19 protein-coding genes and 1 pseudogene are annotated in these 20,813 nt (G+C 66.1%); 6 read left to right on the top strand and 14 right to left on the bottom strand.

Annotation, left to right across the window (positions count from 1 at the left end; all coding sequences use genetic code 11):
• Positions 1-15: 15 nt before the first annotated feature.
• The 8 genes and pseudogenes from AC13D8_RS05530 to AC13D8_RS05565 all read right to left on the bottom strand — a co-directional run bounded on the left by AC13D8_RS05530 (position 16) and on the right by AC13D8_RS05565 (position 6,762).
• Positions 16-1,074 carry a protein kinase family protein gene (locus AC13D8_RS05530; protein ID WP_482967998.1) on the bottom strand — a complete coding sequence of 353 codons (1,059 nt, stop codon included), beginning with the start codon at positions 1,072-1,074 and terminating at the stop codon, positions 16-18.
• On the bottom strand, positions 1,071-2,141 hold the full coding sequence (locus AC13D8_RS05535) for an SPASM domain-containing protein (RefSeq protein WP_482967999.1): 1,071 nt from the start codon (positions 2,139-2,141) through the stop codon (positions 1,071-1,073). The genes AC13D8_RS05530 and AC13D8_RS05535 overlap by 4 nt, the downstream gene beginning before the upstream one ends.
• Positions 2,142-2,247: 106 nt before the next feature.
• On the bottom strand, positions 2,248-2,934 hold the full coding sequence (locus tag AC13D8_RS05540; protein ID WP_482968000.1) for an ABC transporter ATP-binding protein: 687 nt from the start codon (positions 2,932-2,934) through the stop codon (positions 2,248-2,250).
• The gene (locus tag AC13D8_RS05545) at positions 2,931-3,167 is read right to left on the bottom strand and encodes an ABC transporter ATP-binding protein C-terminal domain-containing protein (protein WP_482968048.1); all 237 of its coding nucleotides are present in this window, start codon (positions 3,165-3,167) and stop codon (positions 2,931-2,933) included. The genes AC13D8_RS05540 and AC13D8_RS05545 overlap by 4 nt, the downstream gene beginning before the upstream one ends.
• Positions 3,162-3,608, bottom strand: a pseudogene (locus AC13D8_RS05550) (ATP-binding cassette domain-containing protein); the annotation flags it as partial. The pseudogene AC13D8_RS05550 and the gene AC13D8_RS05545, both read right to left, overlap by 6 nt.
• A 64-nt stretch (positions 3,609-3,672) precedes the next feature.
• Positions 3,673-4,656, bottom strand: coding sequence for a branched-chain amino acid ABC transporter permease (locus AC13D8_RS05555; RefSeq protein WP_482968001.1), 984 nt, complete (start codon positions 4,654-4,656; stop codon positions 3,673-3,675).
• Entirely contained in the window at positions 4,653-5,573 is a 921-nt protein-coding gene (locus tag AC13D8_RS05560; RefSeq protein WP_482968002.1) for a branched-chain amino acid ABC transporter permease, read from the bottom strand. Before AC13D8_RS05560 ends, AC13D8_RS05555 begins: the two co-directional genes overlap by 4 nt.
• A 58-nt stretch (positions 5,574-5,631) precedes the next feature.
• Entirely contained in the window at positions 5,632-6,762 is a 1,131-nt protein-coding gene (locus AC13D8_RS05565; protein WP_482968003.1) for an ABC transporter substrate-binding protein, read from the bottom strand.
• 424 nt (positions 6,763-7,186) lie between these two features.
• Here AC13D8_RS05565 and AC13D8_RS05570 point away from each other — a divergent pair, with 424 nt between their 5' ends.
• The 6 genes from AC13D8_RS05570 (at position 7,187) to AC13D8_RS05595 (ending at position 12,873) form a co-directional block, all read left to right on the top strand.
• The gene (locus AC13D8_RS05570; protein ID WP_482968004.1) at positions 7,187-8,317 is read left to right on the top strand and encodes a TRAP transporter substrate-binding protein; all 1,131 of its coding nucleotides are present in this window, start codon (positions 7,187-7,189) and stop codon (positions 8,315-8,317) included.
• A gap of 80 nt (positions 8,318-8,397) precedes the next feature.
• Positions 8,398-8,982, top strand: a complete 585-nt coding sequence (locus AC13D8_RS05575) for a TRAP transporter small permease subunit (RefSeq protein WP_482968005.1) — start codon at positions 8,398-8,400, stop codon at positions 8,980-8,982.
• The gene (locus tag AC13D8_RS05580; protein WP_482968006.1) at positions 8,979-10,400 is read left to right on the top strand and encodes a TRAP transporter large permease; all 1,422 of its coding nucleotides are present in this window, start codon (positions 8,979-8,981) and stop codon (positions 10,398-10,400) included. Before AC13D8_RS05575 ends, AC13D8_RS05580 begins: the two co-directional genes overlap by 4 nt.
• Positions 10,390-11,733, top strand: coding sequence for an amidase (locus tag AC13D8_RS05585; RefSeq protein ID WP_482968007.1), 1,344 nt, complete (start codon positions 10,390-10,392; stop codon positions 11,731-11,733). Before AC13D8_RS05580 ends, AC13D8_RS05585 begins: the two co-directional genes overlap by 11 nt.
• A 15-nt stretch (positions 11,734-11,748) precedes the next feature.
• A complete protein-coding gene (locus AC13D8_RS05590) occupies positions 11,749-11,907 on the top strand; it encodes a hypothetical protein (RefSeq protein ID WP_164989156.1) in 159 nt (52 codons plus the stop codon).
• 3 nt (positions 11,908-11,910) lie between these two features.
• Complete coding sequence (locus AC13D8_RS05595; RefSeq protein ID WP_482968008.1) at positions 11,911-12,873, top strand: 2-hydroxyacid dehydrogenase; 963 nt, start codon at positions 11,911-11,913, stop codon at positions 12,871-12,873.
• A 3-nt stretch (positions 12,874-12,876) separates the two neighbouring features.
• Here AC13D8_RS05595 and mdoH read toward each other — a convergent pair whose 3' ends face one another.
• The 6 genes from mdoH to AC13D8_RS05625 all read right to left on the bottom strand — a co-directional run bounded on the left by mdoH (position 12,877) and on the right by AC13D8_RS05625 (position 20,812).
• Complete coding sequence (mdoH, locus tag AC13D8_RS05600; protein ID WP_482968009.1) at positions 12,877-14,709, bottom strand: glucans biosynthesis glucosyltransferase MdoH; 1,833 nt, start codon at positions 14,707-14,709, stop codon at positions 12,877-12,879.
• A 23-nt stretch (positions 14,710-14,732) separates the two neighbouring features.
• On the bottom strand, positions 14,733-16,241 hold the full coding sequence (locus AC13D8_RS05605) for an OpgD/OpgG family glucan biosynthesis protein (RefSeq protein WP_482968010.1): 1,509 nt from the start codon (positions 16,239-16,241) through the stop codon (positions 14,733-14,735).
• Positions 16,238-17,449: an OpgC family protein gene (locus tag AC13D8_RS05610; protein WP_482968011.1), complete on the bottom strand. Its 1,212-nt coding sequence runs from the start codon at positions 17,447-17,449 to the stop codon at positions 16,238-16,240. Before AC13D8_RS05610 ends, AC13D8_RS05605 begins: the two co-directional genes overlap by 4 nt.
• A gap of 59 nt (positions 17,450-17,508) precedes the next feature.
• On the bottom strand, positions 17,509-18,885 hold the full coding sequence (locus tag AC13D8_RS05615; RefSeq protein ID WP_482968012.1) for a tetratricopeptide repeat protein: 1,377 nt from the start codon (positions 18,883-18,885) through the stop codon (positions 17,509-17,511).
• A 202-nt stretch (positions 18,886-19,087) separates the two neighbouring features.
• Positions 19,088-19,558 (bottom strand): DUF302 domain-containing protein, encoded by a 471-nt coding sequence (locus tag AC13D8_RS05620; RefSeq protein WP_482968013.1) that lies wholly within the window; start codon positions 19,556-19,558, stop codon positions 19,088-19,090.
• Positions 19,559-19,636: 78 nt separating this feature from the next.
• Positions 19,637-20,812: a CaiB/BaiF CoA transferase family protein gene (locus AC13D8_RS05625; protein ID WP_482968014.1), complete on the bottom strand. Its 1,176-nt coding sequence runs from the start codon at positions 20,810-20,812 to the stop codon at positions 19,637-19,639.
• Position 20,813 lies beyond the last annotated feature (1 nt).

Raw genomic sequence — 20,813 nt, forward strand, 5'->3', positions numbered from 1 at the left:
GGTTGGGTTATCTTGTTATAGTGTATTGGCCAGACGCGCGAAGTCCTGATCCATCCGCGCCGCCGTGGCGGGGGCGAGATAGTGATCGACGCGGCCCCGGACATGGGCGATCAGCGCCGCCTCGCTCTTGTCCGCCGCCCAGTCCTCGCCGTCCTGCGTCGCCTTGGCCTCTGCCCCCGACAGCACACGCCATTTCGCGCACCATGTCATCGACCAGAGCCACATGGCGCGGCGCATCGGCAGGGTCCACGGCGCGAGGGCGGCACGCTCGGGTCCGGGCAGGCAATCGAGCCAATGGTGGCACGCCTCCGCCACCTGCTCGGGCGTCAGCACCGCGTGGGTGGCCACATCCCAGGTGGTCGAGGTGTAAAGCGTGGCATGGGCCAGATCGAGCGGCGGCGCGCTGTAGCGGGCCTTTTCCAGGTCGACCAGAACGGCGCCGCCCTCGGGCGTGATCAGGAAATTGCCGGGGTGCGCGTCGAAGGAGATGAGCCGCTTGGGCGGGCGCGGCCCATCGGCGGCCAGATCGCGCAGGGCGGCGAAGTGGGTCTCGATGATTGCCCGCGTTTCCGGGTCCACCGCGTGCAGGTAGGCCGCCTGTGCCCCGATTTCCTCCAGCAGCCCGGCCAGCGGGTCGGCGGGGTCAAGGAGCGGCGGGCGCCTGTCCTTCTCCGGGACCGGCAGGGCGTGGATCGCGGCGAGGGCGGCCATGATGGCGGGCAGATCCTCGGGCAGGCGGGCAACCCGCCCCACGATTTCTTCCACCACCAGCCCACCGCGCGGCAGCGCATCCGAGGGTGGCAGCACGGCGTGCAGGCGCGGGGCGTGGCCGGATGCGCTCGCGCGGGTAAAACAGGCGGCCTGGTAGGCGAGGTTCTCGGCGGCCCCCAGTTGCATCTGGCTCTGCTTGGGCAGCCGCGCGATCCAGCCGGTGCCGCCAAGGCGCACATGGTCATGGGCGAGCCCGGTGTCGGGCATGAGCGCGGGCGTTCCGGGGGCGATACCCGCCGCGTCGAGCGCCAGCGCCAGCGCCGGGATCAGCGCGGCGCGGCGATCCCCGGCGACCACGGTCATTCCGCCGCCCGCTTCGCTGCCAGCCGGTCGGCGCGGAGGCGTTCAAGCTCTGGCCCCAGCACCTTTTCGAAGAAGCGGTCGCAGCCGATGCAGAGGTTGCGATAGGGCTCTCCATCGGGCCGGGTGGTGCGGGATTCGTCGAGGAAGCGGGGCAAGTCCCAGCCATGCGCCATGCCCATCCGCTCGGGGTGGCCCATCGAGATCGCCTCGAACGCCGGGTGGCCGACGAGGCTGTCGAGGATGTCGTCCAGCCGCTCCTCGCAGAGATTGCCCAGGGGGGCCGCGGTCTTGAGGCAACAGGGAAACACGTCGCCATTGGGGTCGATGGACACTTCCGACCCCGAATAGCCGCGATTGAGAAAGCCGAGGCCACCCGACCAGACATTGCAGAAATTGTCGGTGATATCGGCCTTGCTGAGCGAGTTTTCCCACGCCCGCCCGCGCGGCCATATCTTGCCGATCCAGGCATCCTCGGTCGCGCCGAACATGGAATAGACCGGCTGATCGTGGGTCTGATCGGCCCAGTTGCGGGTGGTGGAGGCCAGTGCGCTGTCGCGCATTCCCGCAGCCTCGAACATCTCGCGCAGCCGGTCGATGAGCGGCACGCGCTTTTCCCCCTCGTGGCCGACGTGAAAATCATCCATCCCGGCGCAGGAAATCATCCAGACGCCGCGCGCCAGCAGATCATCCACGATCTGCGGCGTGACCAGATCGCCGGTGGTCTGCACGATCACCCGCACGCCCTGCGTGCCATACTTGCGCTGGATCGCCTCCAGCGCGGGATACAGAACCTCCTCGCGCACGGGATCGACCAACACCTCGCCCCCCGCGAGGATGATCCGGCTCGCGCGGCGCTCGTAGCCGCCCGGCGCGGTCTCGGACGGGGCATTCAGATCAAGATAGCTCAGCTCGTCGGGCAGGCTGTCCAGCACCTTGGGAAAGGTGGTGCGCGCCTCGTCCACCACCTCGCGCAGCGCGCCGCGAACGTAGGGGCGAAAGCGCGCCTCGTAGCAATGCTTGCAGCGGCGGTGGCAGGCCCAGCACAGGACGTAATAGATGCTTTCCATGCGCGGTGCGCTCCTTTCCGTCGGTCGCGGCTTGGGTGACACAGAAGATATGGCAGGGAAACGCACCCGCGCCCATTCTCACGGGATTGTCAGGCCCCTTGCCGCGTCAGACCCCGACATGGCGCTGCGTGATCTCGGGCGTCAGCGCCGTCATCGCCCCGTCCCACACCGTGCGCCCGCGCGCGAGAATCACCGCACGGTCGGCGATGCGCGACAGTTCCTTCAATGATTTATCCACCAGCAGGATCGCCATGCCGGTCTCGTGCCTGACGGTGTGGATCGCGGACCAGATCTCGGCGCGCACCACGGGGGCGAGCCCCTCTGTTGCCTCGTCGAGGATGACCAGGCGCGGGTTGGTCATCAGCGCACGCCCGATGGCCAGCATCTGCTGCTCGCCGCCCGAGAGAGAAGCGGCGCGCTGTCCGGCGCGTTCGGCCAGCCGGGGAAAGAGGGCATGCACGCGCTCCATGCTCCACGGACCGGGGCGCGCGGCGGCGGTAAGGTTCTCGGCCACGCTCAGCCCGGCGAAGCAGCGCCGCCCCTCGGGCACCAGCCCGATGCCCATGCGCGCCGCGCGGTGCGAGGGCATGGCGTGCAGGTCGCGCCCGGCGAAAGTGAGCCGTCCCTCATAGGGGATCATCCGGCAGATCGCCTTGACGGTGGTGGTCTTGCCCATGCCGTTGCGGCCCATCAGCGCGACGACCTCGCCCTCGGCCACGCAGAGATCGACACCGAACAATGCCTGGCTTGCGCCGTAGCTGGCGGTGAGGTCCGAGACCGTGAGCAGCGTCATGCCGCGTCCCCCAGGTAGGCCGCGCGCACCTCGGCGCTGGCGCGCACCTCGGCCACGGTGCCGGTCATCAGCACGCGGCCGTAGACCAGCACGCTGATCCGGTCGGCAAGGGCAAAGACCGCGTCCATGTCATGCTCGACCAGCAGGATCGGCGCCTCGTGCCGCAGCGCGTCGAGCAGGCGGGTGAGGTCCGCCGAGCCCTCGGTGCCGAGGCCGGCCATCGGCTCGTCCATGACAAAGGCGCGTGGCCCCAGCGTCAGCGCCACCGCTACCTCCAACTGACGCCGCTGCCCGTGGCTGAGATCGGCCACGCGGCGGTGGCGCGCCTCCGCCAGCCCGACCCGGTCGAGCGCCGTCTCGGCCTGCGCGACCAGCGTAGGGCGACTCAACGCCGCGCGCCAGAAGCGCCACGGGCTGCCCGTCGCGCCGAGCGCGCCCAGCACGGCGTTTTCCAGCACGCTATCCTCCATCGCCAGCGCCGAGACCTGGAACGTGCGCGCCAGCCCGAGGCGCGCGCGCTGCGGCACGCTCAGCCCGGTGATGTCCTCACCCTGAAGCCGGACCTCGCCGCTGTCGGGCCGTAGCGCGCCGCAAAGCTGCGCGATGAGGGTGGATTTTCCCGCCCCGTTGGGGCCGATCACGGCGTGTATCTCGCCCGGCCGCAAATCGAGCGTGACCGCGTCATTGGCCACCAGCGCGCCGAAGCTCTTGCTCAGGCCTTGCGCCTCCAGCACCGGATCAGCCATGCCCGGCCCTCCGCGGCGACACGAGCCCGACGATCCCGCCGCGCGCGTAGAGCACGATCACCAACAGGATCAGCCCCAGCCAGACCTGCCAGAAATCGGTGACCTGGCCGAGAAAATGCTCGAGCATGACGAAAAGCCCCGCGCCAACGACCGGCCCGATGATGCGCGCCACGCCGCCGAGGATCACCAGCACGATCAACTCGCCCGACAGGTGCCAGCCGAACATGGCCGGGCTTACGAACCGGTTGAGGTCGGCATAGAGCGCGCCCGCAAGCCCGGCGATCGCCCCCGAGATGATAAAGGCCACCAGCCGCAGGCGCATCGGGTCGAACCCGACCGCCTCGGCGCGGGCGGGGGCTTGCCGCGCGGCACCCAGAGCGAGGCCGAAGGGCGAGCGCGCCAGCCGCGCGCTGAGCCACAGCACCACGCAGAGCAGCGCAAAGCACAGCCCGAAAAACTGGATCGGATCGAGCGTGTTGAGCCCCGGAAAGCCGTTGCGCACGTAGATCGACAGACCATCCTCGCCGCCATAGGCGCTCCACGAGATGGTGAAGTAGTAGAACATCTGCGCGAAGGCGAGGGTGATCATGATGAAATACACGCCCGTCGTGCGCAGCGCCAGAAGCCCTATCGGGACAGCCACCAGCGCCGAGACCGCGACCGCCGCAAGCCAGATCACCGGCATGGATTTCGTCCCCGCCACCTCCAACAGCCCGAGATCGAGCGGCGTGTAGGTCTGCGCGTGGAAGGCGAGAATGCCCATGACGTAGCCGCCGAGGCCGAAGAACAGCGCGTGGCCGAAGCTCACCAGCCCACCGAGGCCAAGCGCGATGTTGAGCCCTGCCGCCGCCAACGCGAGGATCGCCACCCGCGTGGCGAGCGTGATGGTAAACGGCTCGTCGGTGGCCGCAGCGAGCAACGCGACACCGCCCAGCACCGCCAGCACGCCGAGGCTCAGCACCCTTTCGCCGATCATGCCCGCACCCCGAAGAGCCCCGTGGGCCGCCACACCAGCACCACGCCCATCAGCACGTAGATTGCCATCGAGGCAAGCGACGCCCCGATGGAGGTAGCCGTCGACGGATCGGTGAACAGGCCAAAGAAGGCGGGCAGGAACACGCCGCCAAGCGTCTCGGTCAACCCCACCAGCAGCGCGCCGACAAATGCCCCCCGGATTGAGCCGATGCCGCCGATCACGATCACCACGAAGGCGAGGATCAGCACCGGCTCGCCCATGCCGACCTGCACCGACTGGATCGCGCCCACAAGCGCGCCCGCCAGCCCCGCCAGCGCCGCGCCGAGCGCGAAGACCAGCGTGTAGAGGCGCGAGATGTCCACGCCCAGCGCCGCGATCATCTCGCGGTCGTTTTCGCCAGCGCGGATGCGGATGCCGAGGCGCGTGCGCTCGATCAGCCACCACAGGCCCAGCCCCACCGCCAGCCCGATGCCGATCAGCACCAGCCGGTAAAGCGGATACTCGATCCCGCCCGGCAGGGTCACCGGCCCCGACAGCGCGGCGGGGATGTCGAGAAAGAGCGGGAAAGAGCCGAACACCCAGCGCACCCCCTCTGAAAAGACGAGGATCAGCGCAAAGGTCGCCAGCACCTGGTCGAGATGGTCGGCGGCATAAAGCCGCCGGATCACCGTCACCTCGATCAGCGCGCCCGCGGCGGCGGCGGCGACAAGCGCCGCGACGAGGCCCAAGAGGAAAGAGCCCGTCACCCCCGCCACAGCAGCGGCGGCGAAGGCCCCCACCATGTAGAGCGAGCCGTGCGCGAGGTTGATGAGCCCCATGACGCCGAAGATGAGCGTGAGCCCCGCGGCCATCAGGAACAGCATCACGCCAAGCTGCACCCCGTTGAGGATCTGCTCGATGACGAGGATGAGAGACATGTCCTGCCCGTTATTGTCCCGGCCCGCCGCGATGTGCGCGACGGGCCGGGAGAGTGGCTTACATCTTGCACTCGGCCGCGTAGGCGTCGGAGTGGTCCTCAAGTGCTGTACCGATCACCTCATTGGTGAACACGTCGCCTTCCTTGATGACCTTGCGCGCATAGATGGTCTGGATCGGGTGATGGTTCGGCCCGAACCGGAACTTACCCCGCACCGAGTCGAAATCGGCCGCCCGGAGCGCCTCGCGGAACGCATCGGCGTCCGACGGGTCGGCCTTTTCCAGCGCCGAGATCAGCAGGTTGGCGGTGTCGAAGCCCTGGCTGGCATAGAGCGACGGCAGGCGGTCATACTTGGCCTCGAAGCTCTCGACAAAGGCGGCGTTGGCGGCGTTGTCCAGATCCTTGGACCATTGCGAGGTATTCACCACACCAAGCGCGGCGGGCCCCACGGCCTGAAGTATCCCCTGGTCAAAGCTGAAGGCCGGGCCCACGACCGGCAGGCCGACGCCCGAATCCGCATATTGCTTGAGGAAAGAAATCCCCATCCCGCCGGGCAGGAAGAAGAACACGCTGTCGGCGCCGCTGGCGCGGATCTGCGCGATCTCGGCGGCATAGTCGGTCTGGCCCAATTGGGTGTAGATCTCGCCCGCGACGTTGCCCTCGTAGAACCGCTTGTAGCCGGTGAGCGCATCCTGACCCGCCGGATAATTGGGCGCGAGGATGAAGCTGTTTTCATACCCGGCGCTGTTGGCATAGGCCCCGGCGGCCTCGTGCAGGTTGTCGTTTTGCCAGGCGACGTTGAAATAGTTTTCGTGACAACCCTTGCCCGCCAGCGCCGACGGCCCGGCATTGGGCGAAAGGTAGACCTTGCCCTGCGCCACCGCGCTTGGGATTACCGCCATCGCGAGGTTGGACCAGATGATGCCGGTGAGCACGTCCACCTTTTCCGACTGGATCATCTTGTCGGAAAGCTGCACGGCGATGTCCGGCTTGCGCTGGTCATCCTCGATCACGACCTCGATATCGTCGCGTCCAGATTGTTCGATGGCGAGCATGAAGCCGTCGCGCACGTCGATGCCGAGGCCCGCGCCGCCGCCCGAGAGCGTGGTGATCATGCCCACCTTTACATCGGCCGAGGCCACCCCGGCCCCGAGCGCCAGAGCGGCGGCTGTTGCCAACAGTTTCTTCATTCTTCCGGTCTCCCTGTTTCTTGGTCCCCGGCCATTTGGGTCGCCCGTCCCCGGCCGAAAGGCAAGTGAAATCGCCCCGTCCGGCCACCCTGGCTGCGGCATTACGTCATGCCATTTATCAGCGACGAACCACCGTTGTCACCTGCCTTGCACGGGACTGCGTCGCCGTCTGGGCCAGTAAAATGAGGCGAAAAACAAGGATGGTGCATCTCTTGGCACGGGGGTCATGACAATGCACCGTGGCCCTATTTGGGCACCTCGAACCCCCCTTTTGGTCAGATAATTTTACCAGAACCCTTGTTTTTGTAAAACCGCACGATACGATGGCGACGCTGCGGGGGGCCATGTGCACCGAATCGCCTGTGCGTGTATGCGCGCATGTGCCATCCACACGGGAGTTGCTTATGCAAATTGGGAGGAAACCATGACAGACAAGGCGAAGTTTGACCGCCGTTCGTTCCTGCGCCGCGCCGCGGTGGGGGCACCGGTGGCAGCGGCGAGTACGCTCGCGGCCCCGGCGGTATTGGCGCAGGCGCCAATCGTGCTGAAGATGCAGACATCCTGGGGTGCCGGGAACATCTGGCAGGAGTTCGCACAGGACTATGCCGACCGGGTGGAGGAAATGTCCGGCGGACGCCTCAAGATCGACGTGCTGCCCGCGGGCGCCGTCGTGGCCGCGTTCCAGGTGCTCGATGCCGTGAACGACGGTGTTCTCGACGCCGCGCATTCGGTGCCGGTCTACTGGTACGGCAAGAGCAAGGCGGCCTCGCTCTTCGGAACCGGCCCCGTTTTCGGCGGCTCTGCCACCACGATGCTGAGCTGGTTCTACGAAGGCGGCGGCAAGGCGCTCTATGACGAGCTGACCCAGGACATCCTCGGGATGGACGTGGACGGCTACATGGGCTTCCCGATGTTCGCGCAGCCCTTCGGCTGGTTCAAGGAAGAGGTGAACACCGCCGCGGACCTCGAAGGCTTCAAGTATCGCACCGTGGGCCTCGCGGCGGACCTGCTGCAATCCATGGGCATGTCTGTGGCACAGCTTCCCGGCGGCGAGATCGTGCCCGCGATGGAGCGTGGCGTCATCGACGCGTTCGAGTTCAACAACCCGTCCTCGGACAAGGATTTCGGCGCGCATGACGTGGCGAAGAACTACTACCTGTCGTCCTATCACCAGGCGTCGGAAAGCTTCGAGTTCCTGTTCTCCCGCTTCACCATGGAAGAGCTGGACCCGGATCTCCGTGCGATCCTGAAGTACGGCGTCGAGGCCGTGTCGACCGCGAACACCGCCAAGGCGATGCGTCGTTACTCGGCAGACCTCAAGTGGCTTCAGGAAGAGGCCGATGTCACCGTGCACCGCACCTCGGAAGACATCCTGGCGGCACAGCTCGAGGCCTGGGACAAGCTGATCCCCGAACTCGAGGCCGATCCGTTCATGAAGAAATGCCTCGACAGCCAGCGCGCCTGGGTCGAGCAGGTCACCTTCTATGAACTGATGAACGCGCCCGACCTGGCGCTTGCCTACGATCACTACTTCCCAGGCAAGCTCAAGCTCTGAGCGGAGGCAAAGACCTTATTGAAACCGGCCCCGGTGTGCACAGCACCGGGGCCACTTTTCCAGCATAACGGGGGGTTCGCGTGATCGGCTTCATACGCTTCGCCGACAATCTGTCGGCCTGGTTCGGCAAGGCATTCGCCTGGCTCATTGTCCTGATGTCGGTCGGCACCGGCTACGAGGTGGTGGTGCGCTATGTCTTCAACAACCCGACAGCCTGGGCGCTTGACGTGTCCTTCATCATGTACGGCACGCTGTTCATGATGGGCGGGGCCTATACGCTATCGCGCGGCGGGCACGTGCGGGGCGATTTCCTCTATCGCCTGTGGCAGCCGCGCAACCAGGCCAAGATCGACCTGGTGCTCTATATCCTGTTCTTCTTTCCGGGCGTCACCGCGCTGATCTTCTCGGGCTGGAAATACGCTTCGAAATCGTGGTCGTATGGCGAAGTGTCGGTCAACAGCCCCGCGGGCGTGCCGATCTACCAGTTCAAGACGGTGATCGTCGCCGCCGGAATTCTGCTCTTCATCCAAGGCATGGCGCAGGTCTGCCGCTGCATCCTCGCGATGCGCACCAATGAGTGGCTGGCCGCCGAAGAAGACGTCTTCGAGACCGAGGACCTGTTGATGCAAAAGGCCGCCGAGGCCGAAAAGGACGCACATCCATGACCGATCCGCAAATCGCCCTGATGATGCTGGGGCTGTTCATTGTCTTCGTGTTTCTGGGCTTTCCGATCGCCTTCACCCTCATGGCGATGGGCATCGGCTTTGGCTATTACGCCTATTTCGAAGAGCGCCGCATGTGGCGCGAGTTCAACCGTCTGGACGAGACGGTGGCGAGCACTTGGGACCAGTGGTCCCTTTGGGTCGAGGGGTTCTTCAACAACCGAATATTCGACCTGTTCGTGAACCAGACATTCACGGTGATGTCGAACGAGGTTCTGACCGCCGTGCCGCTATTCCTGTTCATGGGCTATATCGTCGAGCGCGCCAATATCGTGGACCGCCTGTTTTCCACGCTCAACGTCGCGGCCAAGAACATGCCCGGTTCAATGGGCGTTGCCGCGCTCATCACCTGTGCGCTCTTTGCCACCGCCACGGGGATTGTGGGCGCGGTTGTGACGCTGATGGGCCTGCTGGCGCTGCCCGCGATGCTCAAGGCGCGCTACGACCCGTCATTCGCCTCTGGCATCATTTGCGCGGGCGGCACGCTGGGCATTCTCATTCCGCCCTCGATCATGCTGATCGTCTATGCGGCGGCTTCGAACGTGTCGATCGTGCGGCTTTACGCGGCGGCGCTGTTTCCGGGGCTGGTTCTGGTCGGACTCTACCTAGTCTACGTGATCGGGCGCGCGATAATCCAGCCCTCGGCCGCCCCGAAGCCGAGCAAGGACGAGGTGCCGGACATCCCGATGGTCAAGCTCATCCTGATGATCGTGACCTCCTTCGTCCCGCTGGCGTTTCTCATCATGGCGGTGCTCGGTTCGATCCTTTTCGGCCTCGCGACCCCGACAGAGGCAGCCTCGATCGGCGCGCTGGGCGGCATCTTCCTCGCCTTTGTCTACCGGGCGATGACGTGGCAGCGGATGCGCGAGAGCGTCTATCTCACGGTCCGCACCACGGCGATGGTGTGCTGGCTGTTTGTCGGTTCCTATACCTTCTCGGCGGTGTTCTCCTACCTGGGCGGCGAGCATGTGATCTCCGAATTCGTGCAGGGGCTTGACCTCAGCCCGCTGGCCTTCCTGTTGCTGGCACAGCTCATCATCTTCCTGCTGGGCTGGCCGCTGGAATGGTCCGAGATCATCATCATCTTCGTGCCGATCTTCCTGCCGCTGTTGCAGTTCTTCGATGTCGATCCGCTGTTCTTCGGCATCCTCGTGGCGCTCAACCTGCAAACCAGCTTTCTGACACCGCCAATGGCCATGTCCGCCTATTACCTCAAGGGGATCGCACCACCGGAGATCCGCCTGACGCAGATTTTCGCGGGGGTCATGCCGTTCCTGCTCTGCGTTTTCATCTCGATGGCGCTGATGTACATCTATCCGCAGATCGTCTTCTACCTGCCGGAGCTGATGTATGGCGGATAAGGTCGATCTGCTGAGCCTCGACGCCTGCGCGCTGCGCGGGCGTCTGGCAAGCGGGGCGGTGCGCGCGCTGGAGCTGGCCGAGGCCTGCATCGCACGCATCGAAGCGCGCGAGCCCGAGGTGCAGGCCTGGGCGTGGTTCGATCCCGATTTCGTCCGCCACCAGGCCAGGGCGCTGGATGCACACCGGCAGGCGGGGCGGCCCATCGGGCCGTTGCACGGGCTGCCGGTGGCCTTGAAGGACATCATCGACACGGCAAAAATCCCCACCGAGAACGGCTGTGCGCTGGATCAGGGCCGCGTGCCGATCAAGGATGCCGCCATCGTCGAACGGCTGAAGGCGGCGGGCGCGATCATCATGGGCAAGACGGTCACGACCGAGCTGGCCTATATGCAGGCGGGCAAGACCCGTAATCCCCACAATCCCGCGCACTCGCCCGGCGGCTCGTCCTCGGGCTCTGCCGCGGCGGTGGCCGACGGGATGGTGCCGCTCGCCGTGGGCACGCAAACCGGCGGATCGGTGATCCGGCCCGCGTCGTATTGCGGCGTCACCGGGTTCAAGCCGAGCTTTGGGGCGATCCCGCGCACCGGCGTGCTGATGCAGTCACCGACGCTCGACACCGTTGGGGTGTTTGCCCGCACGCCCGCCGATGCAGCGTTGCTGTCGCAGGTGCTGATGGGGCACGACACGGGCGATGCGGCGACCGTGGTCGCGCCGGTGCCCGACATGCATGGCATCGCCACCTCGAAACCGCCGGTGAAGCCGGTCTTTGCCTTCGTCAAGCCGCCCGGCTGGGACGAGGCCGATCCGCAGGTGCACGCCGCCTTTGCCGAACTGGCCGACGCGCTGGGAGAGCAGGTGTTCGAGGCCCCGCTGCCCAATGCCTTCGGCGAGGCGGCAGCGATCCGCGAGCGGATCAATTTCGCGGAAATGGCACGCTATTACTATCGCTACAGCAAGGAGATGGAGGCCCTCGGCCCCCGCACGCAGGAGGCGCTGACCAAGGGTAACGCGATCCTCGCGCGCGATTACCTCGCCGCGCTTGACTGGCCCGATGTGCTTTATGCCGGGCTGGACGAAATCTTCGAGCGGTGCGACGCGATCCTCTGCCCCGCCGCCACCGGGCCCGCGCCAGAGGGGCTCGATTTCACCGGAAGCGCGATCTTCAACGGGGTCTGGACGCTGACCGGCGTGCCCGCCGTGACGGTGCCCGCCTTCACCGCCGAGAACGGGCTGCCGATGGGGGTGCAGATGGTCGCCGCGCGCGGCAATGACGGGCGGCTCTTGCGCAGTGCGAACTGGTTTCATAACTGGCTGACAGAGGCCGGGGAATGACGAAAGGATGACGACATGAACAGGCTTCTGGCGCTCTTCGCCTTCGTGGTGCTGGCCGCGTTTCTCTATATCCTCGCCAGCGAGATCGGCGAGACCGACCTGTGGATCGTGACGGTCCTTGCCGCCGGGCTCGCGGCCTATGATTTCGTGACCTCCAGCAAGAACAATAGCTAGGCCATGCCCAAACCGGTGATCTGGATTCCACGCCGCCTGTCGGATGCGACGCTGGAGCGCGCGCGGCGCGACTACGAGGTGATCGTGAACGAGGCCGACACGCCGGGCACGGCCGAGGACATCGTCGCGATGAGTGCAAAGGTGGACGGGATAATCCCCTGCCACTCTGAGCATTTCACCGCGGACGTGGTGGCAAAACTCGACCCCCGGCTGAAGATCGTGGCCAATCATTCGGTGGGCGTCGATCATTGCGACCTCGACGCGCTGAAATCACGCGGCATCGTGGTGACGAACACGCCCGACGTCCTGTCGGACGCCACCGCCGAGATCGCCATGCTGCTGATGCTGGGCGCAGCGCGGCACGCGGTGCGCGGGGACCGGTTGGTGCGGCAGGGGCAGTGGGATAGCTGGTCGCCCTCCTTCATGGTGGGCAAGCAGGTGACCGGCGCGCGGCTGGGCATCGTGGGGATGGGCCGCGTGGGCCGGGCATTCGCCGAAAAGGCGCGCGGTTTCGGCATGGAGATCCATTACCACAACCGCTCGCGGCTCGCCCCCGAGGTCGAGCAGGGCGCGGTCTTTCACGAGGATGTCGACAGCCTGCTGGAAGTGGCGGATTTCCTGTCGCTGCATTGCCCGGCGACGCCCGATACGGTCGATCTGCTGAACAGAGACCGCATCGCCAAGCTGCCCCAAGGCGCGGTCGTGGTGAACACCGCGCGCGGTGCGCTTGTGGATGAGGACGCGCTTTTGGCAGGGATAGAGTCGGGTCAGATCGCCGCCGCCGGTCTCGATTGCTTCAAGGTGGAGCCGGGTGGCAACCCCGCTTTTGCCGCGCACGAAAACATCTTCATGCTGCCCCATATCGGCAGCGCCACCCGCGCCACGCGCGACGCGATGGGCTTTCGCGCGCTCGACAACCTAGATGCGTTCTTTGCCGGGGATACGCCGGGGGATCGGCTGGTCTAGACCCTATTCCGCCGCAATGGGCGTGGTGTCCGCCGTGCGGAACATCGCGCGCGACGCGCGCGCGAGCCGCAGGATGGCGGGCGGGTCGACCATCTCGGGCGTGGCCATGAGCCGCGCCAGCCGCCGCCCCGAGAGCATCGAAAGCGGCACGGCGAGCCCGAGGCTCACCGCAATGGGCAGAAGCCACAGCGACACCAGCCCCGCCGCGATCCCCAGCGCCAGAAGCAGACCGCTCACCGTTTCCAGCGCGTGGAACTTGAGCACCGTCGCCGCGCCGTAATCGCCGCCCTTGCGCGCCTGCGGCGACCACATCGGGCGGATGCCCGCGACCGTGCGCAGCACCGCCACCACCTGTTGCACCATCATGATCGGCGCAAACAGGATCGACAGCACGATCTCGGCCACCAGCGACGCCGCGAAGCGCCCCGCGCCGCCGAACCGCGCCACCGGCACCTCGCCCAGCAGGACCGCGAGCGCCCCCATCGCCTTGGGCGCGAGCAGCATCGCGTACATGAAGAGCAGGATCATCCCCGACTGCACGCCGCTCATCTCTGGCCAGATCGGGTAGAGGGGATTGTCCGCCGAGAAATAGCTGATGACGCTGTCCGGACCGTTGCCCAGAAGCGCCCAGATCACCAGCAGGATGAACCACGCGGGCGACAGCAGGTAGCTCATCGCACCGTGCAGCAGGTGAAACCGCGACACGACATGAAGGCCCCTGGTGCCCAGCAACGCCAAGTGCTGAAGGTTGCCGTGGCACCAGCGTCGGTCGCGCAGCGAATAGTCGATCAGGGTCGCGGGCGGCTCTTCGTAGCTGCCGCCGATCCCCGGCAGGAAGCGCACCGCCCAGCCGGCGCGGCGCAAGAGCGCGGCCTCGACGAAATCGTGGCTCAGGATCAGCGCACCCCTACGCCGCATCAGCGTGGGCATTCGCGGCAGCCCGGCACAATCGGCAAAGGCGCGCGTGCGCAGGATCGCGTTGTGACCCCAGTAATTGCTCTCCGCCCCGGTCCAACCCGCGAGCCCGGCAGACAGGAGCGAGCCGTAGACCGCCGCCGCGAATTGCTGCATCCGACCAAACACCGTCTCCGAGCCGATCACCAGCGGCGCCGTCTGAATGAGCCCCGCGCCCGGATCGGCGGCCATCTCGTCGGCGAGCGCGACGATCGCTTCGGCGCTCATCAGGCTATCGGCGTCGAGCACCAGCATCGCGTCATGCGCCCCGCCCCATGTTTCGAGCCAATCCCGCAGGTTGCCCACCTTGCGCCCGGAATTGTCGAGCCGACGGCGATACCAGACCCGCAGACCGGGCGGCAGCGCCCGGCGCAACGTGGCTAAGGCGCGCCGTTCGGCGAGCGCGATGGCGGCGTCCTGCGTGTCGCTGAGGATGTAGAGATCAAACCGGTGCGCCGTGCCCGCGTCGCGCAGCGCCATCATCATCGCGCAGGCATTGCCGAACACGTCGGCGGTTTCCTCGTTGTAGACCGGCACCACGAGCGCCACGTCGAGCGGCGGGACAGCCCCGCGCACGCCGCAGCGCCGCCGCAGCAGGTGGCAACCCAGCCCCAGCGTCGCCGTGCCCACCGACAGCGCAACCCAGAAGAACGTGGCCGTCACCAGCGCCAGCAGCAGCCATTCCAGCCACCACATGCCGCCATCCGACAGCCAGTCGGCAAATGCCCATGCGAGCCCGCCCGTGGTCGTGACCGCGGGAACGAAAGTCGCCGCACGCCGCCACCAGACACCGCGCGCCGGCGGCCATGCAGGCACGCGGGGATCGCGGTGCGCGCGCCGCAGATCCTGCACCGGGTGCGGTAGCGGCGCGGGGGGCGGCATCACGTCACCGCCTGGAAAGGGGGTTACGCCGTCCATTTGTAGAGCCATACCTCTGTCACCGCGCGTCCCTCGTGAAAAAGCTGCGCGCGCATTTCCGCCACGTCCACCTCGCCGGGATCGAAGGAAAACGCGAGCCGCGGCCCGCCGGTTTCGGGGTTGCGCTGAACAAGGCCGTCCGAGGTCTCGAGCCGGTTGGAATTCACGTAGATCACCAACTCGTCTAGGTCCTCGGGCACCGCCGGGTGTGGGGCGAAATCCACGGTCACCACCTGCCGCAGATCGTGTGGAAACCCGCGCCCGATCCGCGTCTCCAGCACCGGTGCCACGGGCTTTTGCCCGGAGATTTCTCCGGTCCAGGACATGCGATAGCTGAAGGCGTGCTCGCTGCCTGCCGCCAGCGGAACGCGCGGGCGCCAATAGGCCACGATATTGTCGAATATCTCCTTGTCGGTCGGTATCTCCACCAGCGTCACGGCGCCGCGTCCCCAGTCCTCTCCAGGCGTGATCCAGACGCTGGGGCGACGGTGATACTGTGCCTCCAGATCGTGGAAATCTGAATAGCGCCGGGCGCGCTGTGCAAGGCCAAAGCCCCGCGGACCGTCATCAACAAAGCTCGATACCTGGAGCGTGCGGGGATTGCCCAACGGCCGCCACAGCATCTCGCCATTGCCGTTATGGATCGTGAGCCCGTTGCTGTCATGCACCGCCGAACGGAAATCGTTGAACCGGTCGCGGTTCTTGGCGTCGAAATAGAACATCGAGGTCAGCGGCGCGATCCCAACATTTTCAAGATCGCTCCGCGGCCAGAGCGTGCAGCGCACATCGACATCCGCCGAGGGGCCGTAGGGTTCGAGCGTGAAATGATACATCCCGGTGACGGAGGGGCTTTCCATCAGCGCGTGAATGCGATGGAGCCGCGCGCCGGGGGCAGGTTTCTCGATCCAGAACCGGGTAAAATCCGGAAATTCCTCGCCCTCTGGCGCGGCTGTGTTCACGGTCAGCCCACGCGCCGACAGCCCATAGACCATGTCGCGGGGGATCACCCGGAAATAACTCGCCCCCTGAAACACAGCATATTCCTGGAAAAAGCCCGGTCTCGCGATCTCGGCCCGGAGCCGGACGCCAGAATAGCCCAGCCGGTCATCGACGGGTAGATCGTCCGGCACGATCTCGTGCTTCTCGTAAAGCGACATGTCGAAGGGCACGCGACGCGCGACGCCGTCCTCGACCATGTTCACCTCGACCGAGTGCGGGAAGTAGAGCCCCGGCGGGAAGAGATCGAATTCGAGCGTCGTGTCGGTCCCGGCCCAGAAGGCACGCGACGTGTCGTAACGGATCGCGCGATACTGATCATAGGTCAGATCGCGCCATGCCTGCGGCACCAGCGGGCGCTTGGCATAGGGGCGTGATGCCACTTCGCGCGCCAGGTCGTGCAGCATTGCCTCGGAAAAGGGCGCGCCCTCGTCCGCCCGCGCCAATCCCGGCCAAACGGCCAGCGCGCCAAGACCCTGCAAGACCTCGCGCCGGATCATCGCGCAGCCCTCCACGGTTGCGCCTTGAACCAAGACACCGCGTAGGCCACCACGACGAGCGCGGCGAAGCCGATGATATTCGCCAGTGTCATGTTCCAGGTGTTGCGCCCGATCTGGTCCATCACGAAACCCGACAGCCGCGCAAGGAACATCGAGAAGACGAACACGGCGAGCGACTGCTGCCCCACCTTCAGGATCATCGCGAGCAGGCCGCCCCAGGTTTGTGCCGCGATTCCCCGGCCAACGGTCCTGAGCCGCGCACCGCCATCACCCGCCGCCGCCCAGCACAGATAGGCGAGGGACAGGAAATGCACGTAGCGCAGGATGCCGAAATCAGACTTGTTGAGCAGGCCGCTATTGGCGATGCGCCAATCGCGCGCCCAGTCAAAGCCGAACTCGCGCATCCCGATATGCGACAGCGGCACGTTGGCGAGCACGATCACCAGCGCGAGCGCGATCAGCGCCGTGTTCACCGGCGGTTTCGGTATCCAGCCGCGCATCAGGGCAAACCCGGTAAAGAACACCAGTTGCCAGCCGAACGGGTTGAAGAACCACTTGCGATCCGACCACGGCTCTGCCGGAAAGCCGAGATGCAGGTCGATCAGGCCCAGCGAGTCGAGCACCGACCGCTGTGCAAACAGCCAGATCACCGCCATCACGGCGAAAACCGCCCAGACGCTCACCCGGCTCAGCGCCACCATCAGCGGCATCATCACCAGGATGACCATGTACATCGGCAGGATGTCGAAATAGTTGGGCACATAGGTGAGCGTGAACAGCCCCACCAGTTGCGGCCCCGGATCGGCAAAGAACTTCCACAGGTTCAGCGAGCCGATATAGACCTTGTCGAATTCGCCGAAATGGTCGATCGCCGCCATCAGCGTGGCAACGGCAAAAAACAGCCCGAGATGCGCCCAGTAGACCTGCCAGACGCGGTAACCCACCCGCGCCGACCCCAGCCGCCAGCCCGCCCGGTCGAAGGTGCGGCCGAAGGCGATGGCCGAGGCCATGCCCGAGCAGAACACGAAGATCTCGGTGGCATCGGAAAACCCCCAGCGCGCCGGGATCCAGCTCGTAACGAAATTACGTGGCGTATGGGCAGCGAGGATGATGAACATCGCCAGCCCGCGAAAGAAATCCAGCCGGATGTCGCGCGTGCCCGTCGCGGGCGCGACGGTGGCCGACTCGCGGGCGGGCGCCCGTGGCATGGCTGGATCGGCAACACTCGTCATGGCGGTGTCGTGTCCTTGCTGATCGTGTCTCGCGCTCACTCGGCCGGCAGGCGCCCGGCCTCGCCCCACTCGCCGCGCGTCTCGGCGATGAGATCGAGCCGGGTGCTGGCATAGCGGTCGTGCCTGCCGGCGCGCCGCGCGCTGCGCTCGCCCAGCATCGTTTCGGCGTCGTCAAGGAATCCGGCGCGAATCCCGGCATCGATGCTCAGCCGTTCAAAGATGTCGCGTTGCGCATGGCTGCCGCCGGCAAGCTGCATGGAATGGCGCGCCTGTTTCAGGTTGAGGAAGGCTGTCTTGTAGTCACCCTCGCCGAAAGCCTCAAGCCCGGACGCCGCCGACAGGCCGGGATTGGCCATGCGCCTCATCATCTCGCTCTCGCCGCCGCGCTTGGCATCGGCATGAAGCCGAGTCATCATCCGCCGGATCGCGCTCTTGCGCCCGCCGCCAATGAGCGCCAGCAGGTAGTGCAGATCGGCAAAGATAAGGCAGGCGTCCTCGGTGCGCGCCTCGCAGATATCGGCCATCTCTTCCCAGCGGTCGCCCACGTCGTGCCCCTCCAGCTCGAGCCGCATCAGCATCGCCGTGCCGTTCGAGATGTCGCGGAAATCGTCTGTGCGGTCCTTGCGTACCTCGGTGTCGTAGAGGTGAAATACCGCCTCTATCTCGTTCTGGTCGAGATGCATCAGCGCCTTGTGCCACCAGACATGGTAACGAAAATTGTTGCAATGCGCCCAGGCGTGTTCGCGCCCCTCCAGCCAGTTGAGCCCGGCGCGCGCGTTGCAGGTCATGTCGAAGACATGCGCCACCGCGTGCAGGCCCCAGGCATCGTCGGGCGACACGCTCAGCCCCATGCGCCCCGCCGTTTCGGCGCGGCCATACTCGCCGGTTTCCTCCAGCGAAAAGGCGTGACAGCCGAACAGGTAGCCGCGGGCCGGGTTCTGCACGTCATAGGCGGGCAGGACCGCCTCGATCGAGGCGCGCATCCCATCCTTGTCGCCGAGGATGAAGCGGATCGCGTGGCTGATCTTCATCGCCAACGCATCCTCGGGCCAGCGCGTCAGGATCGCCTCCATCTCTCGCACCGAGTCCGAGGGTCGCCCGCCGAGCCAGGCACCCAGCGCGCGCACATAGCCCGTCTCGCGCGGCAGCGGCGCGCCCTGTCGGGCACAAAGCACCGCGGTCTCGTGCGCGGCGCGGGCGGTTTCATCCATCTCGCGCCGCCCCAGCATGAGACAGAACAGCCCCTTGACCGCGTGCGCCATGGCAAAGCCGGGCTCGGCCTCCAGAACCTTGCCCAGATGATCGGGCGTCGCGGCGGCGTGGGCAAGGAATGCCAGCACCATCCTGTCCCAGGCCTGAACGGCCTCGGGGGACGAGAGTGAGATGTCATACCCGAATTGATCGTTACGCATGGCCCGGTTTCCTTTCGGCGATACTTATCGGTTTCAGCTAGCCCGCTAAATGTGACACCGGCAACACGGTCGCGAGGGTCCTCACCAATACGTTATTTTCCGGGTTCGGAATGTGACGTGTTGTGCAGCGCCGCTCAACCCCCAGGCGCATGGCGATGCGCGAGAACCCGCTTGCGGCGAAGAAATGGCACAGAATCTGGCCTCACTCGGCCACAGCCGCCCGCGCCACATCCTCGAACACCGCGTCAAGCTCGTCCGCCAGTGCGCGCAGCGCCGCGCCCCCCTCCTCGGCATAGGCCGCAAAGACATGGCTCGGCGTCTTGTAGCTGAGCGTCGCGGTGCCGTCTGCATCGTCGGTAACGTAGAGCCGGATCGGCGCCTCGATGCCGGCCGCGACGCTCGCATCAAGCATCCGGCGGGCGTAATCGTTTCGGTAAAGCCCGAAGACGCGGTTACCGGGGATGGTGTGGCCCTGCATCCGCGCCCCGTCCGAGGCGCTGGCCTGCGTGACGATGGCGATGGGGGCCTCGCTGACCGCGTCGCGCACCGCTTGTACCAGATCGGCGAAGGATTTGTCCGTGTCGTGGACGATCCAGCCGTCGCGCGGCCCGAGCGCCTGCGCGGGCGCGGCAAGGAGCAGGAAAATGGCGAGAAGTTTCAGAATTCCATGCATGAATAGCCCTCCGGTTTGATACCCGGAGGGCTACGCCTTGCCTCGAGTCGCGGCAAATCACGTGGCCGCGAGCCAAGGTTACAGATCGTCCCGGAGCCGTGACAGAACCGCCTCGGTATCGGCCCCTGTCGCGGGTGGCGCGCTGCGATAGTTGACCGGTGTGCGCGAGAATTTGAGCGGATTGCCCAGCAGCCGCACCTCGCCCGTCGCGGTCTGCGGCGCGGGCAGGGTGATGGTCATCTCCCGCGCCTGCGCCTGGTCGGATTCGAGCGCCTGGTCGATGGTATTGACCGGGCCTACCGGCACCTTGCGCGCCTCCAGCCCGTCGATGACGTCGCGTGTGGTGCGGCGCTCCAGCACCGCGGCGATCATCGGCACCAGCGTGTCGCGATGCGCGAGCCGCTCGCTATTGGTGGCAAAGCGCGGATCACTGGCCCAATCGGGCTGGCCAAGGTAATCGCAGAACCGCGCATACTGGCTGTCATTGCCCACGGCGACGATCACGTATCCGTCGGACGTGGCAAACACCTGGTAGGGCACGATATTGGGGTGCGCGTTGCCCGCGCGGACAGGCGCGGTGCCGGAGGTCAGGTAATTGAGCCCCTGGTTGACCAGCCAGGACATGGTCGCATCCACCAATGCCAGGTCGATATGCTGCCCCTCTCCGGTGGCGTCGCGGTGACGCAGCGCCGCCAGAATACCTGTCGCGGCATAGAGGCCGCAGACCACATCGGCCACGCCCACGCCCACCTTCATCGGCTCGCGCCCCGCCTCGCCAGTGATCGACATGATGCCGCCAAACCCTTGCGCCATCAGGTCATAGCCGGGCTTGTCGCGGTTCGGCCCGGTCTGGCCGAAGCCGGAAATGGAGCAGTAGACAAGACCCGGATACGCGGCGCAGAGCGTCTCGTGATCGAGGCCGTATTTACGCAGGCCCCCGGGCTTGAAATTCTCGATTACCACGTCGGCACGGCCTGCCAGATCGCGCAGGCATTTCTGGACCTCTGGATCGGTCAGGTCCACCGCCACCGATTTCTTGTTGCGGTTGACGGACATGAAATAGGCCGACAGGTCGGTGGGATTGCCCTCCGCGTCCAGCGCGAAAGGCGGCCCCCATTGTCGCGTATCGTCACCGGCGAGGCTCTCGATCTTGATGATTTCGGCGCCGAGGTCACCCAAGAGCTGCGTGCAGGTGGGACCGGCCAGAATCCGGCTCAGGTCGAGAATGACGAGACCATCCAGCGGGCCGGGCATG

It is taken from the genome of Roseovarius sp. B-10, assembly GCF_056859295.1.

Excerpts from the sequence above, each read along its gene's own strand:
- AC13D8_RS05595 (WP_482968008.1), top strand. The coding sequence starts at position 11,911 with ATGCCCAAACCGGTGATCTGGATTCCACGCCGCCTGTCGGATGCGACG.
- AC13D8_RS05565 (WP_482968003.1), bottom strand. The coding sequence starts at position 6,762 with ATGAAGAAACTGTTGGCAACAGCCGCCGCTCTGGCGCTCGGGGCCGGG.
- AC13D8_RS05540 (WP_482968000.1), bottom strand. The coding sequence starts at position 2,934 with ATGACGCTGCTCACGGTCTCGGACCTCACCGCCAGCTACGGCGCAAGC.
- mdoH (WP_482968009.1), bottom strand. The coding sequence starts at position 14,709 with ATGCCGCCCCCCGCGCCGCTACCGCACCCGGTGCAGGATCTGCGGCGC.
- AC13D8_RS05555 (WP_482968001.1), bottom strand. The coding sequence starts at position 4,656 with ATGATCGGCGAAAGGGTGCTGAGCCTCGGCGTGCTGGCGGTGCTGGGC.
- AC13D8_RS05590 (WP_164989156.1), top strand. The coding sequence starts at position 11,749 with ATGAACAGGCTTCTGGCGCTCTTCGCCTTCGTGGTGCTGGCCGCGTTT.
- AC13D8_RS05585 (WP_482968007.1), top strand. The coding sequence starts at position 10,390 with ATGGCGGATAAGGTCGATCTGCTGAGCCTCGACGCCTGCGCGCTGCGC.
- AC13D8_RS05610 (WP_482968011.1), bottom strand. The coding sequence starts at position 17,449 with ATGCCACGGGCGCCCGCCCGCGAGTCGGCCACCGTCGCGCCCGCGACG.
- AC13D8_RS05535 (WP_482967999.1), bottom strand. The coding sequence starts at position 2,141 with ATGGAAAGCATCTATTACGTCCTGTGCTGGGCCTGCCACCGCCGCTGC.
- AC13D8_RS05570 (WP_482968004.1), top strand. The coding sequence starts at position 7,187 with ATGACAGACAAGGCGAAGTTTGACCGCCGTTCGTTCCTGCGCCGCGCC.
- AC13D8_RS05615 (WP_482968012.1), bottom strand. The coding sequence starts at position 18,885 with ATGCGTAACGATCAATTCGGGTATGACATCTCACTCTCGTCCCCCGAG.
- AC13D8_RS05545 (WP_482968048.1), bottom strand. The coding sequence starts at position 3,167 with ATGGACGAGCCGATGGCCGGCCTCGGCACCGAGGGCTCGGCGGACCTC.
- AC13D8_RS05530 (WP_482967998.1), bottom strand. The coding sequence starts at position 1,074 with ATGACCGTGGTCGCCGGGGATCGCCGCGCCGCGCTGATCCCGGCGCTG.
- AC13D8_RS05560 (WP_482968002.1), bottom strand. The coding sequence starts at position 5,573 with ATGTCTCTCATCCTCGTCATCGAGCAGATCCTCAACGGGGTGCAGCTT.
- AC13D8_RS05620 (WP_482968013.1), bottom strand. The coding sequence starts at position 19,558 with ATGCATGGAATTCTGAAACTTCTCGCCATTTTCCTGCTCCTTGCCGCG.
- AC13D8_RS05625 (WP_482968014.1), bottom strand. The coding sequence starts at position 20,812 with ATGCCCGGCCCGCTGGATGGTCTCGTCATTCTCGACCTGAGCCGGATT.
- AC13D8_RS05605 (WP_482968010.1), bottom strand. The coding sequence starts at position 16,241 with ATGATCCGGCGCGAGGTCTTGCAGGGTCTTGGCGCGCTGGCCGTTTGG.
- AC13D8_RS05580 (WP_482968006.1), top strand. The coding sequence starts at position 8,979 with ATGACCGATCCGCAAATCGCCCTGATGATGCTGGGGCTGTTCATTGTC.